Consider the following 15,342-nt stretch of genomic DNA (forward strand, 5'->3'; position numbering starts at 1 on the left):
GGAAGGGTCCGTACCTTGGGTCATTGGCGTCGATCGGCGGCCTCGGCAGCTCCCGACGAGCAGGGGTCAGCGGTCGTCGATTTCGTTCTGGTCGGGACATTGCTGACCCTGTTGTTCCTGTCAATCATCCAGTTCACCTTGGTCTTGCATGTCCGGAATACGCTCATCGATGCTGCGGCCTCCGGTGCACGCTACGGATCATTGGCGGACAGGACACCGACCGACGCCAAAGAGCGTGCTTCTGAGCTGATCGGCTCTGCCCTGAGTGCCGACTTCCCACGTGACGTTACCGCAGCCGAGGCTACGATCGACGGCCTTCGCACCTTGGAGGTGACTGTCAGGGCGCCTTTTCCGATGGTGGGGTTGATCGGGCCCGTCGGACTGATGGAGGTGAAAGGACATGCGGTTCTTTCGGGCTGACCTTGGGGGTCGGCTCAGGACGGCTATGCGGCAAAGGCCAGCTGATGCCCTGGGCGTGCGGACAGAAGTCGGGGCGGGCCGGGTACCTCATGTGATTCCCAGCGGGGCGCAGGAAGGAAGCGCGGTGGTCGAGTTCATCTTCCTGGCCTTGCTTTTAATGGTCCCGGTGTTCTATTTCGTCGTGACTGTCGGCCAACTGCAGGGCGGTTCCTTCGCCGTGGTGGGGGCGGCGGACCAAGCCGCGAAGGTCTACGTTGCCCAATCAAACCCGGCGGGCGCCCAACGGGCGGCGGAGCAAACTGTCCTCGTTGCACTGAAGGATTATGGCTACACTCCCGAGCAAGCCAGCTTTGAGGTCTCGTGCGACAGACCAGACTGCTCATCGGCGGGTGCCACGGTTTCCGTCGTTGTGCACTTGGATGTTCCCTTGCCCATGATGCCGTTTGCGGACGCCGGACAACTGACGGCAAGCAGGGTGAGTGCGACAGCAACACAGGTTGTGGGGCGATACAGATGACGGGTTGCAGATGCAGCAGGACAGCCTCGGAGGACGGCCAAATGACAGTTCTTATCATCGGGTTTGTGGCGTTGTCCCTCCTGCTGGCAACAGCGGTGATGGCCGCATCCGCTGTGTACCTGGAACACAAGAAGCTGCTCTCCCTGGCTGACGGAGCAGCGCTCGCTGCCGCGGATGCGTACGTTGCGGGGGAGATAGGCGGGGGAAGCTCGCCATCGACCACGTTGGCGGACAGCAGGGTGCTTGCGGCGGCAGGCTCGTACTTGGACAAAAGCCATGCTTTCGTTAGCCATGACCATTTGACCGTGCAAGCTGAAACAGGGCGTGGCCCGGGGGATACCGCTGTTGTGGTCCTGGCGTCCATCGCCCATCCGCCATTGATCAGTTTCCTGCTTCCCGACGGTATCGCTGTTGAGGCCAAATCCACTGCACGGTCGAGGCTAACGCAGTAATGATCCGGGCCAAAGTATCCGGCCCCGACGGGGGAGTCCGATGAATAGCGTACGCTGGGATAACCATGGCTGACATTGATTTTCCCGCAGAAATCCGCGCCCTTCGCGCAACTTACAGCTCCATCGAGAACGTCACGGATGTTGATGCCCTCAAAGCTGAGATCGCTGAACTGAGCGAGCAAGCCGGTGCGCCGGACCTTTGGGACGACCCCGCAGCAGCCCAGGTGATCACGTCCCGGCTGTCGCATCGGCAGTCGGAAGTTGAGCGACTGTCGAAGCTTGCTTCCCGCATCGATGACCTCGAGGTGCTGGTGGAGTTGGGCCAGGACGAAGGCGACGAAGCTTCCATGGCCGAAGCCGCGAAGGAATTGGCCTCCATCCGCAAGGCACTGGAGGAACTCGAAGTCGTTACCCTGCTCTCGGGTGAGTACGACGAGCGGGAAGCAGTTGTCACGATCAGGGCGGGGGCAGGGGGCGTTGATGCCGCCGATTTCGCCGAGATGCTGATGAGGATGTACTTGCGCTGGGCCGAACGCCATGGTTATCCGACCACTGTCATGGACACCTCCTATGCGGAAGAAGCGGGTTTGAAGTCCGCCACTTTCGAGGTCAAGGCGCCATATGCGTTCGGCACACTGAGCGTGGAGGCGGGCACCCACCGCCTGGTCCGCATCAGCCCCTTCGATAACCAGGGCCGGCGGCAGACCTCCTTTGCGGCCGTGGAGGTCATCCCCCTGATTGAACAGACGGACTCGATCGAGATTCCCGACAACGAAATCAGGGTGGACGTCTTCCGGTCCTCGGGACCGGGTGGCCAGTCGGTCAACACCACCGACTCCGCAGTACGGTTGACGCACATTCCCACTGGAATTGTCGTCTCCATGCAGAACGAAAAATCACAGCTCCAAAACCGCGCAGCGGCCATGCGGGTCCTTCAGTCCCGCCTCTTGTTGGTCAAGAAAGAACAAGAAGACGCGGAGAAGAAAGCACTGGCCGGTGACGTCAAAGCGTCGTGGGGCGACCAGATGCGTTCCTATGTGCTCAATCCGTACCAGATGGTCAAGGACCTGCGCACGGAACATGAAGTGGGCAACACATCGGCAGTGCTGGACGGCGATATTGACGACTTCATTGACGCTGGCATCCGTTGGCGCACGGGCAACCGCAACGCCGCTGCCAGCTAGGCCGTACAGCAGTCAGCAGATCCCGCAGGCTGTCAAAGGCTGTGAGGAGTCGGTCCGGATTCGGCGACACGCCCCTTAAAGGTCCGGTTTAGCTCCCTATCCGTGCGTATAGTCGAGTGGCCGGTGCTCTCACTTCCCCCATCGAAAGCCCGCGCTCCGGCTGTTGGACTGGGCGACTACGTCATGTCCGGCGGGGTTCTAAAGGGCCATGATCAGATTTGAGAATGTCACCAAGGTCTACGAGCAGAATGCCCGACCGGCGCTCGACTCTGTCAGCCTTGAGATCAACCGCGGCGAATTCACGTTCCTCGTCGGTGCCTCGGGCTCAGGCAAGTCCACGTTCCTGCGGCTGATCCTGAAGGAAGACAAAGCGTCCTCCGGGTCCGTTTACGTCGCGGGCCAGAACGTCGCCAACATTTCTAGCTGGCGGGTCCCCAAGCTCAGGCGCGGAATTGGCGTGGTCTTCCAGGATTTCCGCCTTCTGCCCCAGAAAAACGTCTTTGCCAATGTGGCCTTCGCGATGCAGGTCATCGGCAAGAGCCGTTCTATTATCCGCGAGACAGTGCCGGAGGTCCTGAAAACAGTGGGTCTGGAAGGCAAGGAACGGCGAATGCCGCATGAGCTCTCCGGTGGTGAGCAGCAGCGCGTGGCGATCGCCCGCGCCGTCGTCAATCGCCCCGGCATCCTGCTGGCAGACGAGCCGACCGGAAACCTGGACCCCATCACTTCGATGGGAATCATGGGAGTCCTGGACAAAATCAACCAGAACGGCACCACGGTGGTCATGGCCACCCACGACGACGACATCGTCAACGAGATGCGCCGGCGCGTGGTGGAACTTAAGAACGGTAAGGTCATCCGCGACGAAGCCAAGGCCCTGTACACATCGATGATTCCTGTGGTGGGGGAGTCGCGCCGTCTGCGCGATGCCAGCGGCGAGGAACTCGACCGGGCCCAGGGGGCACAGCTGTGAGGCTCCTGTTTATCCTCGGGGAAATCGGCAGTGGCTTGCGCCGCAACCTGTCGATGGTGATTTCCGTAGTATTGGTGACTTTTGTTTCCCTGACGTTCGTCGGCGCTGCGGGGATGCTGCAGATGCAGATCAACCAGATGAAGGGCTACTGGTACGACAAAGTCCAGGTGGCGGTCTTCCTCTGCAACGACGGTTCGACGGCGGTTGGCTGCGCATCCGGTCCGGCCACGCAGGAGCAGCAGGACAACCTGAAGGCGATGCTGGAGTCCCCTGCCGTCAAGCAGTACATCAACGACTTCCAGTTCGAATCCCAGGCCGAGGCCTACACGCACTTCAAGGAACAGTTCTCCAACTCACCGATCGTGGACTCCGTGTCCGAGGACCAGCTGCCGGCCTCGTTCCGCATCAACATGAAGAACCCCGAGAAGTACCAGATCATCAGCGAAACGTTCTCCTCCCAGCCGGGCGTCGAGACCGTGAGTGACCAAAGACAGGTCCTTGAACGCATCTTCTCGTGGATGAACGGCGCCTCCGTGGCTGCTATTGGCGTTGCTGCGGTGATGATTTTCTGTGCGGTGCTGCTGATTACGACAACCATCCGCCTTTCAGCCTTCAGCCGGCGTCGCGAAACCGGCATTATGCGGCTCGTGGGCGCCTCCAAGATGGTCATCCAACTGCCGTTCATCCTCGAAGGCGTCATAGCCGCCGTCGTTGGAGCCTTGTTGGCCTCGGTCACCCTGTGGCTGATGGCTCATTTCTGGCTCAATGGCGACCTCTCCAGACAGTTCCTTAATACGCCGTTCATTTCATCGGCGCAGGTTCTGGTGATCGCCCCGGTCCTCATTGCGCTGGGTGCGGGGCTCGCTGGTATATCGTCACTATTGACCTTGCGGCGCTACCTGAAGGTTTAGCCGTGACCCTCCCGTTTCACCGAACAACCGTGCTGACAAGCGAAAAGGACTCCTGATGACCACGTTGGACCCGACCTCCCTGCGTCGGCGCCTTGCGTCCGGCCACGTTCGGATTCTGGGTGCTGCCCTTGCCGTGGGTCTGGCTGTCAGCCTCCTGTCAGGTGCCCCAACCGCGCAGGCAGACAACCTGGATGACCAGCAGGCCGCCCTGGAAGCAGAGTCGGCCAGGGTGCAGGCCTCCCTGGAATTCGTGGACGCGAATATCGCGAAGGCTGCCGGTGACCTGGTGATCTACCAAGGCCGTCTTCCGGGAGCCCAGCAGGCGCTGCTTGAAGCTCAGGGCCGGGTTGCCGGCGCAGTCAAGGAAGTCGAAGCGTTGGCTGCCCGGGTGGAGCTTGCCCAGCAGAACAAAGCGAAGATTACCGAACAGCTGGAAAGTGATAAACAAAAAATCACTGACACCAAAAAGCTGATCGGGCAGATTGCGTCCCAGGCGTACAAATCGGGCGGCGTGCCTACCAACATCGCCCTCTTGTTCGGCTCCAGCGAAACAGGAAGCCTGACCGAGTCCATGGATTTGGCTGACCAGGCGATGCGCAGCCAAAACGCAGCGATGACCAAATTGACGCAGCAAAACGCCACGAACGTGAACTCACAGGCGCGGCTGGTTGCGGTCGAGGAGGAAATCCAGGACCTGAAGGCCAAGGCTGATGCCGCGCTGGAGCGGGAGAAAGCGGCCCGGGATGAGGCTGCGAGCAAGAAAGCCGAAGTCGACAAACTGATCGAAGACACCACCCGCTTGAACGGACAATTGCAAGCGGCCAAACCCGGGATCGAAGCCAACCTCGCTCGGGTGAAGTCCGAACAGGACAGCGTTGCAGCTGAAATCGTGGAGCGCGACCGCAAGCTACGGGAAGCGTGGGAAGCGGAGCAACGGCGTATCGCTGCGGAGGCTGCTGCTGCCGCAGCCGCGGCTGCTGCAGCACAGGGTAGGCCGGCACCCCCGGAGCAGCCTTATGTTCCGCCCGCTGCGGGATCGCCTTCGGCATTCGGTTTGCGGCACCCGTTCGCCAGCGCTGTGCCCATCACGTCGGGGTTCGGTTGGCGTGCAACCCCGCCGGGCACCATCGACTTCTACGGCACGGGTGGTTACATGCACACCGGCATCGACTTCGGTGCGGCCTGCGGTACCCCCGTCTACGCGGCCGCCGCGGGCCAGGTGTTCAACTCCGGCTGGAACTCAGCAGACGGAGGTGGCTGGCGGGTCAAGATTTCCCACGGCGTTGTCCAAGGCAACTCGCTGACCACCATCTACTATCACAACAGCAGCATTGTGGTTGCCAATGGTCAGCAGGTCTCGGCAGGGCAGCTCATTGCCTACTCGGGCAGCACAGGTAACTCCACTGGTTGCCATGCGCACTTCGAAACCTGGCTCAACGGCTCGGCAGTGGACCCCATGACCCTTCTCTAAGGTGCGGGGGCCCGCCGGGGCTGGCGTACACTAGTTGAAATCCGCATCTAACAAGGAGTTCTACTGTGCCCAAGGAAAGTGGCCGTAAGGTAGTGGCCACCAATCGGAAGGCCCGGCACAACTACCTCATTCTTGATACCTATGAGGCAGGCATTGCCCTCATGGGAACCGAGGTGAAGTCCCTCCGCGAGGGCCATGCGTCCATGGTGGATGGCTTCTGCACCTTCTACAACGACGAGCTGTGGATGGAGGGTATCCACATCCCTGAGTACAACCAGGGGAGCTGGACCAACCATGCCGCGCGCCGGCGTCGTAAGCTCTTGTTGCATCGCGAGGAACTGGACAAGATTTCGCAGAAGATCCGCGAGTCCGGCTTCACCGTGGTCCCGCTCCAGCTGTATTTCCTCGACGGACGTGCCAAGGTGGAAATCGCCCTTGCCCGCGGTAAGAAGGATTACGACAAGCGGCAGACCCTCCGCGAGCAGCAGGATAAGCGTGAGTCCCTGCGTGAACTGCGTGAACGCAACCGACGCTAGCCGGCCAAGGCGCGTGTCCGGGAATGAAACTTCCGATTAATGCGCTATGCTAAGTAGTCCGGCGGAGCTTCCACAGTCCGCCGGTTTGGTAACAAAATACGGGGATGATCGGTTTCGACGATGTTAGTCGCGACAGGTGAAGCGGGCCGAGGATGCAGAATTATCTCGTAAACGCTGTCTGCAAACCAATAAGTGCCGAATCTAAGCGCACTGACTTCGCTCTCGCTGCCTAAGCAGTAAGACAGTCCGTCAGCCCGGGGTTGCTATCGCCCCGGTTCCTGGCGTCATTTAGATAGCCACTGCTGTTTGCCTTCGTCATTGAGGTAAACGGGACTCTTAGATGACTGGGCCCGGATCAGCCGCCTGTTTGCAGGACGGCTGGGGCCGAGAAAATCCGACGCAAACTGCGCCCGGAGAAGCCCTGACAACACGACATCGGACGGGGGTTCAATTCCCCCCATCTCCACCCCGGAAAGCCCTCGGATCCTCGCGATCCGGGGGCTTTCTTCGTGCCGAAAACTACCTGCCCGTAAGCCACGTTCACCCACGGCGTACCGTAAACCGGACTAGCCCCCCAACCCCGGTCGTTGTACTGGGTAAGCGCGAAGCCGGACGGGGCGTGCGGATCGCGGTCCGACGTTTGGCAGGAGGCAAGTGATGAGTACCGAGCCTGAGTTTGAACAACAACACCCGGACGAAGACGAGGCCCTGGACGCGTATTCGCAGCTCGTCATCAGGGTGGCGGAGTCCGTAACACCCCATGTTGCTGCCATTGAAATGACAAGCACAGGGCGCCGTGGCCAAGTGCGTGTGGGAAGCGGATCCGCCGTCGTGTTTACGGGCGACGGGTACTTGCTGACGAACGCCCACGTCGTGGCGGGCATTCAGTCCGGCCGGGCCGTCTTCGCGGACGGTAAGCACACCGATGTGGAGTTGGTGGGTGCGGATCCTCTGTCCGATCTTGCTGTGGTCCGTGGGTTGAGATCCACGCCGCCTCCGGCGCTGCTGGGTAACGCGGACTCTTTGCGTGTAGGGCAGTTGGTCATCGCCGTGGGGAACCCCCTCGGCCTGGCCGGGTCCGTGACTGCCGGCGTGGTCAGTGGCCTGGGTCGCTCCATCCCTGTCCGGGCAGGAGAACACCGGCGGGTGATTGAAGATGTCATCCAGACCGATGCTGCGCTGAATCCAGGAAATTCCGGTGGGGCTTTGGCTGATACGAGGGGCCGCATCGTCGGCATCAACACTGCTGTCGCCGGACTTGGGCTGGGGTTGGCTGTTCCCATCAACAGGACGACGCAGAGGATCATTGCCTCGTTGCTGCGGGATGGCCGGGTGCGTCGAGCCTACCTGGGCCTGGTCAGCACCCCGATACCCCTTGACGCCAGTGCCGTGGTGCGGACAGGTCAGAAGGAAGGCTTGCGCGTTGTCGAGGTGATCGCGGGCTCACCTGCTGAGCGGTCCGGACTCCAGCCAGGTGATCTGGTGCTGCGTGCCCAGGGGAGGGCGGTGTCCAGCGCGGAAAGCCTCCAGAAGCTGCTCTTTGAGGAGGCGATCGGCGAACCGTTCCCGCTGACCGTGCTACGGGAGGGCCGGACCTTCCAGCTTCTCGCGGTACCTTCGGAGATGAGCCAGCAGGCGGGTTAGCCGGCTAGGCCTGGTTCTCCGGAACGTCCACGACGCCGACGAAGCGGCTGCCAACGCCTTCGTATTCGCTGCGGACTTCGCCGAGGAACAGCTTGGGCAGCTCGGAGTTCCGGTGCGTGCCGCAATAGACGAACGAGAAGTCCGGCCACCACTTCTTGGGCCGGACAGCCTCAGAGTAGCCGCACACAGCGCATGTGAGGTGGACCCAGACTGGGCGCTTTCCGGTGCGGTTGGCACGGGACTGCACGAGCCAGGCCGGGGGATTGTCCTGCATGTCGCGAAGCTCGGCCTCGCTAAGGCGGGACGGAATGCCGTGGCGTTGGGCCATTTCCATCGAAATATCCAGGGCCAGGGCGGCGTCACGTCTGCTAATCACCATTCAACGATACGGGACTCCTTCGGCGTAGGCTGTGCTCATGACTGACGCAGCCGCTGTGGAACCGAGCACCCCGCTCCAAAAACGCGTGCTGGTGGTGGCAATCGTGGCTTCGTTCATTGCGATCCTTGACGGTTTTGTGGTGAATCTCGCACTTCCGGCCATTGGGCGGGAACTGGGCGGTGGCCTGGTCATCCAGCAGTGGGTGGTGGATGCGTACTTGCTGACGTTGGGTGCCCTCATCCTGGTGGCCGGCTCATTGTCCGACCATTTTGGCAGGGCCAGGATCCTGGAATGGGGCCTGGCCGGGTTCGCGGTGACCTCGGTGATGTGCGGGCTTGCCTGGACCGGCGAAGTCCTTGTAGTCTCACGTGCCCTGCAGGGAATTGCCGGTGCGCTCCTGGTCCCGAGTTCGTTGGCCATGATCGTTACCTCGTTCTCCGGCCCTGCCCAGTCCAAAGCCATTGGCCAGTGGTCCGGGTGGACCAGCGCGGCTGCCATTGTGGCGCCGCTTATCGGCGGTGTCTCTGTGGATTTGCTTTCCTGGCGGGTCATTTTCTTCATCAACGTTGTCCCTGCAGCCCTGATCTGGCCTATGCTGTCGGGCTTGCGAGCAAGTGACGCCGCACGGGACAAGAGCAAGAAGATCGACTATCTCGGTGCGTTCCTGGCGATGGTCGGCCTGGGTGGTCCCGTATATGCCTTCATCGAGCAGGGCAGGATGGGCTGGGAGAGCCCGCTGGTGTGGGCGCCGCTGGTGGTTGGAGCCGTAGCTTTGGTGCTTTTCCTGGTCCACGAGGCGCGGACTGCCCAACCGATGCTGCCGCTAAGGCTCTTCGGCATCCGCAATTTTGCGTGGGGCAATGTTGCAACCTTGGCTATTTACGGCGGGATTTCGCTGGGGTTCTTCGTCCTGGGCATCTACCTTCAGCAGGTGGGCGGTATGGGTGCGACATTGGCCGGCATCGCACTGCTTCCGGGTACGGTCATCCTGATGCTGTGTGCGTCGTATTTTGGCGGCCTTGCCGGCAAGTATGGCCCTCGTTGGTTCATGACGGCGGGTCCGTTGTTGTGCGGCGTGGGCTTCCTGATGTCATTGACGGTCCAGGAGCCCCTCAACTATTGGACGCAGGTGCTTCCCGGCCAGATTGTCTTCGGCGTGGGTTTGGCTACTCTGGTGGCTCCCCTGACAGCGGCGATACTGGGTGCAGTGCCCACGGAGGAGGCCGGTATAGGCTCGGCGGTCAATAACGCAGTGGCTCGCATTGCCGGCTTGATTACCATTGCCTTCGCCGGGGTGATCGTTGGACCGGTGTTCACGCGGCAGGGCCTGGATAATGCCTTGCTGGTCACCGCGGCCCTTTTCGTCATCGGGGGCCTGGCGTCCGCCGTCGGGATCCGGAACCCGCCGCGCGAAGCGGCTGCCTCTGCTGGAAGCGTTACTGACACGGCGTCCGACGACGGCGGTCCCGCCAGCCAGCGCAGCTAGCCGGACGTGCGGCTGCTTCAGTGCCCGGGGAGCACGCACCCAGGATGGACTCCTGCGCTTTGCACCCAGAGAGCCGATGCGACTTCGTCGGCCAGGTCAAACTCACGGCGATCCGGTCCGCTGCCGATCCTCACAACGAGTGCCCCACCGAACGGCTTGCGCCCCATGACTTCAACAGGCGCGTCCAGCGCGATGTCCTGGGCAGCCAGGTAACGGAGGAGATCGGGGTTTTCGTCGCTGATGCGGGTGATCTTCCCGGCATGGCCTTGGTCCAGTTCGATCATTTGGTACGCGTGCGGCAAGTCCACCATTCCGTCTGCCGACGGAATGGGATCGCCGTGCGGATCCCGGACGGGGTGTCCAAGCTTGGCTGACATGCGTTCGATGAAGGTGTCGGACACCGCATGCTCAAGCATCTCGGCTTCGTCGTGGACCTCGTCCCAGCTGTAGCCCAGTTCCTCCACAAGGTAGGTTTCGATGAGCCGGTGCCGACGCACCATGGACAAGGCCAGCCGCATGCCTTCAGAGGTCAGTCGAATGGCGCTGTAGGGCTGGTGGTCAACCAAGCCCTGGTCTTTGAGCTTGCGGACCATTTCCGAGACGGAGGAGTTGGCCACGCCCAGCCTTTGGGCGAGCTGGGAGGACGTGATCGGCTTGTCCTGCCACTCCGTATAGGAGTAGATGACCTTGACGTAGTCCTCGATCGAGGAGGAGGGCGTACTGGTCTTCACACACCAAGCCTACCGTGGCGGCGCACCCTGGACCTTGAGTGCACGCCACGTTTGCGTCACGTAGGGCACGGGCACTGTTTCGCCCGCAGCATGTCCAAGATGTTCGTGGAGGTACCACTTGAGGTTATCCATGACTTTCGCACGGGTGGTCTCGCCGGCACGGAGGTAGTAACTGCGCGACTTCGCCAACTCCATGATGTCCTCCGGAGTCAGGGGATCCTCCCATGTGGTCAGGTGGCGTTCCAGGCCATGGAACTCCGGACCGATAACTGGCCGGAATCCCGGCTTGTGGACATCTCCCGCGTGCATGATCCGGGACAGCCTGTGGACCCAGGGAATGGACGTGTCCAGCTGGTTCCACACTAGGCCCATCGTTCCGCCGGGCCTGAGGATCCTGGCGATCTCCGTGCTGGCGGGGAGGGGGTCGCACCAGTGCCATGCCTGCGCAACGCTGACGACGTCGAATGCTGAGTCCGTCAGCCCTGTTGCCTCGGCTGTTCCCACCAGTGCGTTGACCTGCGGATAGCTTTTGCGCAGTTGTTCCAGCATGTCCGGTGAAGGATCGACGGCGGCAACCTCCAGGTCCCGCTGGAGGAGAAGCGACGTGAACTTGCCGGTGCCCGCCCCGATGTCGGCCGCTGTCCGGGCCCCTTGGGGCAGGATCCATTCCAGGGAGTCCATGGGGTATCCGGGGCGCACGCGGTCATAATGTTCCCCGCCGTCCTGGAAGCTTTGGCCCAGTTCGTGCCTGCGGGTGGCGTGGAGCTTGGGACCGCGTGGTCCTGCTGGTCCGGGAATGACCGCCGGATGACTCGCGGCTCCGGGGGACGGCGTGGACACGCGGAGCTCCTTCACAGGGTTGCCAAAAGGTACCCTACGAATTTACCGCAGCCGTGGAACCCTTTGGTGCGCGGATTCCTAGTCCACAGTGCAGGGCGCTGCGCCTGCCGTGCCCGGAGTATTGGGTGCCCATTCAGGGTAGCTGCGGTGGTCGTTCGCGGGTACCCAGCGGCCTTCGTCCACTACGTAGTCCCAGCCAAGTCCGTTGCGCTTGAGTTCCTCGATGCCTGCCAGCAACCTGGTGGCGTCCTCCAACCGGGAGCCGACGCCGAAGCTTGCCCGCAGCGAACCTGACGGCAGTCCCAGGCGCTTGAGCAGCGGGTGGGCGCAGAACCGGCCATCCCGAAGGCCGACACCGTGTTCCGCCGCGAGGTAGGCGGCGACCAAACCGGCGTCGAAGCCTTCCACGGAGAAGTTGACCACACCAATGGTGTCTACGGAATCGCTGAAGATCTTGTGGACAGAGACGCCCTCAATCGCTTCCAGGCCTTCAACAAGGTAGGAACGTATGGCCGCTTCATGGTCATGCCATTCCTGCTCATCCAGGCCGGCCAACACCTGGGTGGCGCGGGCCAGGGTTGCCGCTCCCAGAACGTTGGGAGAACCGCCCTCATGGCGGGCCGGGCCGGTAGCCCAGCTGACCGAATCCAACCGGGCTTCACGGACGGCTCCGCCGCCAGCCAGGTGGGGGACACCGGCGTCGAGCCAGTCAGGGCGCCCCACCACCACTCCAGCGCCGAACGGAGCGTAGAGCTTGTGGCCGGAGAAGACCAGGTAGTCGATGTCCGCTTCTGCGATGTTGATGCGGCGGTGGGGTGCAAGTTGGGCGGCGTCCACCACGATCCGTGCGCCGAACCCGTGGGCAAGGGAAGCCAGTTCGGCGATGGGGAGGATTTCACCGGTGACGTTCGAAGCGCCCGTGACCGCCAGCAGGCTCACGCCGCCTTGGGCGAGTTCATCGCGGAGTTTATCCAACGTTGCGGCCAGGGTTGGTGCTGCAACGACGCTTCGGTGGGGCACACCCTGCCAAGGCAGCAGGTTGGCGTGGTGTTCGATGTCCAGGTACAGGACCTCGCCAGCGACCTGGCCATCAACCACGGGGAGGCATCCGGCCAGCAAGTTCAGGGAGTCAGTGGTGTTGCGGGTGAAAATCACGGAGTCATCAGCCCGGCCGCCCACGAATTCACGCACGATGTTCCGGGAATTTTCGTAGACAGAGGTGCTGATCTGCGAAGCAAAACCCGCACCGCGGTGAACGCTGGCGTAGTAAGGCAAAACCTCGTTGAGGTGCGCCGAGACGATGGTCAGGGCAGGTGCCGATGCGCCGTAGTCGAGGTTGGCATAACGGACATGGCCGCCTTGGATCAGGGGCGCCTGCAACTCCGCGCCCGTGACAGCGGCCAGCGGACGTGCAGCAGCAACCGGCACTGCGCTTGCCTCAGCAAACGACGGAATGGTGTTGGCGTTGAACGTAACGGTGCTCATGGGACCTCACTTAAGAGGGACCCCCGCATGGGGGATCCGCGCTTGCCGTATCCGTTCCGGACCGGCCGGGTCGTCACCCGGGGCACCCCACCGCGAATGGAGGGTTGCCGGCCAGCAAACCGGGGTTTAGCGCTGGCACTCGTGACCTGTAAAAAAGGTTAGGGCATACCCATCAGCCACTCCAAAGCCGGTGGACATTGTTAAGCGCATTGTTACGTGGAACGAAAAAGTCGTCATTGGGCGAAGATAAAACGGCGGACGGCCCCAAAAGGGGTCGTCCGCCGTCGAAAATTTCGTGATGGTTCGATGCGGGCCGTGCCGCAACCGGAGCTAGAGGAGGTCGTCCAGCCCAGGGTTGAGGCGCTTGAGGACCTCCGAATGCAATATCGAGTTGGTGGCCAACGCGTTACCGCCGAACGGTCCGTCTTCGCCCTCCAGCGACGTGAAGCGTCCGCCGGCTTCCGTGACGATGGGCACCAAGGCAGCCATGTCGTAGAGATTCAGCTCAGGTTCGCAGGCGATATCCACGGCGCCTTCGGCGACCAGGCAATAGGACCAGAAATCCCCGTAGGCGCGAGTACGCCAGATGTCCTCTGTGAGTCCCATGAATTCGTCGAGGTTGCCGCGTTCCTTCCAGCCGGAAAGGCTCGAGTACGACATCGACGCGTCCGCCAACCGGGAGACGTTGGAAACCTTCAGGCGTGTGGCGGAGGCGAGCGAACGGCCCATGTAAGCGCCCATGTCCTTGGCTGCCCACCACCGCTTGCCCAGAGCCGGGGCGCTCACTACGCCAACAACCGGTTCGCCTTCATCGACCAGCGCAATCAACGTTGCCCATACCGGAACACCGCGAACAAAATTCTTGGTGCCATCGATGGGATCGATGATCCAACGACGCGAGCCGTGTCCGCTGCTGCCGAATTCCTCGCCCAGGACGGCGTCGCGGGGGCGGGAACGGGACAGCTGGCCGCGAATCGCTTCCTCCGCGGCCTTGTCCGCATCTGTGACGGGTGTGAGGTCCGGCTTGGTTTCGATCTGCAGGTCCAGCGCTTTGAAGCGATCCATGGTCTGGGCATCTACTGAGTCTGCGAGGACGTGGGCGAGACGCAAGTCATCGTTGTAGGTGGAAACGGGATGGGTCATGCCACCAAACTATCCTGAATCACTGGCCGCAGTGGGGACGTGAAGCCGCCACGATCAGTTGACCGTGCCCAATTCCTTGGCCTCTTTCGCTTCGAGCCGGGGATCAGCCCCAAGCAAGCGACGCAGTGAGGCAAGGCGGGCGACGCCTGACGGTCCGGCATGGCCTTCGTTGACCCACGCATCCAGTCCGCAATTGATGGCGGTTGCGTCGTGTTTGCAGCCGCGTTCGCAGCCATCCGTGCCGGGCTCCAAGTCGGGGAAGGAACGCAGGATCCGGTCCGGGTCCACATGGGCCAAACCGAAGGAGCGGATGCCGGGAGTATCGATGATCCAGCTTCCCGTGGGGGCGTCATCGAGTTTAAGGGCCAGGGCCGACGAGGAAGTGTGCCTGCCGCGGCCCGTCACCGCGTTTACGCCGCCAGTGGCGCGTTCGGCTCCCGTCAGGGCGTTGACCATGGTGGACTTGCCCACACCGGAGTGGCCGAGCATGACAGTTACTTTTCCGCCGAGGTGGGAGCGGAGCTGCGCGACGGCATCCCGGTCGAGGCGGGCGGACAGGCCGTCGTCGGAACGCGCGTCAATGCCGCCGGCCCCTGAATCGGCGGTCCGGCTGATGATTACGGGGAAGTCCAGGCTGAGGTAGTTCGCCAGCAGTTCCGCCGGGTCCTTGACGTCCGCCTTGGTGATGAGCAGCAGCGGCTCGATGCCGGCGTCATACGCGGCCACCAGGGCGCGGTCGATGAATCCGGTCCGGGGCTCGGGGTTCGCGGCCGCCACCACCACCACGAGTTGATCGGCATTGGCCACGACGACACGTTCGATCGGATCGGTGTCGTCAGCACTGCGGCGCAGGAGCGTCCTGCGCTCCTCCACCCGGACCAGGCGGGCGAGGGTATCCGGGTCTCCGGAGACATCTCCGACCAGGGCGACGAAGTCACCCGGGACCACGGGGTTACGCCGCAGTTCACGGGCCCGTGCTGCGATGACCAGGCGCTCGTTGTCGGTGTCTTCCCCGACAATTGCCCGGTACCGTCCCCGGTCTACGGTGATGACGCGCCCAATGACGGCGTCATCGTGGCTTGGGCGGTCCTTGGTCCTGGGGCGTGACCCTTTTTTGTTGGGACGGATACGGACATCGGACTCGTCCCAGGAGCGTGCGTCGCGGGCCAT

The 15,342-nt window shown here is 62.3% G+C and carries 16 protein-coding genes, 1 other RNA gene and 1 riboswitch; of the genes, 11 read left to right on the forward strand and 6 right to left on the reverse strand.

The genetic code is table 11. The annotated features are described in order from the left end of the window. Positions 1 to 15: 15 nt before the first annotated feature. From QRM57_RS13470 to QRM57_RS13515, 10 genes are all read left to right on the forward strand, one after another. Entirely contained in the window at positions 16 to 420 is a 405-nt protein-coding gene (locus QRM57_RS13470; RefSeq protein WP_284987004.1) for a TadE/TadG family type IV pilus assembly protein, read from the forward strand. A 124-nt stretch (positions 421 to 544) separates the two neighbouring features. Next, the gene (locus QRM57_RS13475; RefSeq protein WP_350309848.1) at positions 545 to 937 is read left to right on the forward strand and encodes a hypothetical protein; all 393 of its coding nucleotides are present in this window, start codon (positions 545 to 547) and stop codon (positions 935 to 937) included. 41 nt (positions 938 to 978) lie between these two features. Then, complete coding sequence (locus QRM57_RS13480; protein WP_284987006.1) at positions 979 to 1,389, forward strand: pilus assembly protein TadG-related protein; 411 nt, start codon at positions 979 to 981, stop codon at positions 1,387 to 1,389. A gap of 65 nt (positions 1,390 to 1,454) precedes the next feature. Next, complete coding sequence (gene prfB / locus QRM57_RS13485; RefSeq protein ID WP_235520578.1) at positions 1,455 to 2,573, forward strand: peptide chain release factor 2; 1,119 nt, start codon at positions 1,455 to 1,457, stop codon at positions 2,571 to 2,573. Positions 2,574 to 2,781: 208 nt separating this feature from the next. Next, positions 2,782 to 3,546, forward strand: a complete 765-nt coding sequence (gene ftsE / locus QRM57_RS13490) for a cell division ATP-binding protein FtsE (protein ID WP_026540084.1) — start codon at positions 2,782 to 2,784, stop codon at positions 3,544 to 3,546. Beyond that, complete coding sequence (ftsX, locus tag QRM57_RS13495; protein WP_211711497.1) at positions 3,543 to 4,457, forward strand: permease-like cell division protein FtsX; 915 nt, start codon at positions 3,543 to 3,545, stop codon at positions 4,455 to 4,457. The genes ftsE and ftsX overlap by 4 nt, the downstream gene beginning before the upstream one ends. A 55-nt stretch (positions 4,458 to 4,512) precedes the next feature. After that, complete coding sequence (locus QRM57_RS13500) at positions 4,513 to 5,928, forward strand: M23 family metallopeptidase (protein WP_235520577.1); 1,416 nt, start codon at positions 4,513 to 4,515, stop codon at positions 5,926 to 5,928. A 65-nt stretch (positions 5,929 to 5,993) separates the two neighbouring features. After that, a complete protein-coding gene (gene smpB, locus QRM57_RS13505; RefSeq protein WP_235520576.1) occupies positions 5,994 to 6,464 on the forward strand; it encodes an SsrA-binding protein SmpB in 471 nt (156 codons plus the stop codon). Between the two features lie 100 nt (positions 6,465 to 6,564). Further along, positions 6,565 to 6,933, forward strand: a transfer-messenger RNA (tmRNA) gene (ssrA, locus tag QRM57_RS13510). 188 nt (positions 6,934 to 7,121) lie between these two features. Further along, positions 7,122 to 8,108 (forward strand): S1C family serine protease, encoded by a 987-nt coding sequence (locus QRM57_RS13515; RefSeq protein WP_284987008.1) that lies wholly within the window; start codon positions 7,122 to 7,124, stop codon positions 8,106 to 8,108. A 4-nt stretch (positions 8,109 to 8,112) separates the two neighbouring features. Here the strand turns inward: QRM57_RS13515 and QRM57_RS13520 are convergent, their stop codons facing one another. After that, entirely contained in the window at positions 8,113 to 8,487 is a 375-nt protein-coding gene (locus tag QRM57_RS13520) for a hypothetical protein (RefSeq protein WP_235520574.1), read from the reverse strand. A gap of 37 nt (positions 8,488 to 8,524) precedes the next feature. On the opposite strand from QRM57_RS13520, the gene QRM57_RS13525 reads away from it, so the two are divergent. Then, the gene (locus QRM57_RS13525) at positions 8,525 to 9,973 is read left to right on the forward strand and encodes an MFS transporter (protein ID WP_284987009.1); all 1,449 of its coding nucleotides are present in this window, start codon (positions 8,525 to 8,527) and stop codon (positions 9,971 to 9,973) included. 17 nt (positions 9,974 to 9,990) lie between these two features. Here QRM57_RS13525 and QRM57_RS13530 read toward each other — a convergent pair whose 3' ends face one another. The 5 genes from QRM57_RS13530 to rsgA form a co-directional block, all read right to left on the reverse strand. Continuing rightward, the gene (locus tag QRM57_RS13530; RefSeq protein WP_284987010.1) at positions 9,991 to 10,704 is read right to left on the reverse strand and encodes a metal-dependent transcriptional regulator; all 714 of its coding nucleotides are present in this window, start codon (positions 10,702 to 10,704) and stop codon (positions 9,991 to 9,993) included. A gap of 9 nt (positions 10,705 to 10,713) precedes the next feature. Then, entirely contained in the window at positions 10,714 to 11,502 is a 789-nt protein-coding gene (locus tag QRM57_RS13535; RefSeq protein WP_284987082.1) for a class I SAM-dependent methyltransferase, read from the reverse strand. Between the two features lie 120 nt (positions 11,503 to 11,622). Then, positions 11,623 to 13,029 carry an aminotransferase class V-fold PLP-dependent enzyme gene (locus QRM57_RS13540; protein WP_257369175.1) on the reverse strand — a complete coding sequence of 469 codons (1,407 nt, stop codon included), beginning with the start codon at positions 13,027 to 13,029 and terminating at the stop codon, positions 11,623 to 11,625. 33 nt (positions 13,030 to 13,062) lie between these two features. Continuing rightward, positions 13,063 to 13,176, reverse strand: a riboswitch (SAM riboswitch). 183 nt (positions 13,177 to 13,359) lie between these two features. Next, positions 13,360 to 14,172, reverse strand: coding sequence for a histidinol-phosphatase (gene hisN, locus QRM57_RS13545; RefSeq protein ID WP_211711505.1), 813 nt, complete (start codon positions 14,170 to 14,172; stop codon positions 13,360 to 13,362). Between the two features lie 54 nt (positions 14,173 to 14,226). Further along, positions 14,227 to 15,342 (reverse strand): ribosome small subunit-dependent GTPase A, encoded by a 1,116-nt coding sequence (rsgA, locus tag QRM57_RS13550; RefSeq protein ID WP_284987011.1) that lies wholly within the window; start codon positions 15,340 to 15,342, stop codon positions 14,227 to 14,229.

The organism is Arthrobacter sp. fls2-241-R2A-172 (assembly GCF_030208885.1).
Classification (GTDB): Bacteria; Actinomycetota; Actinomycetes; order Actinomycetales; family Micrococcaceae; genus Arthrobacter.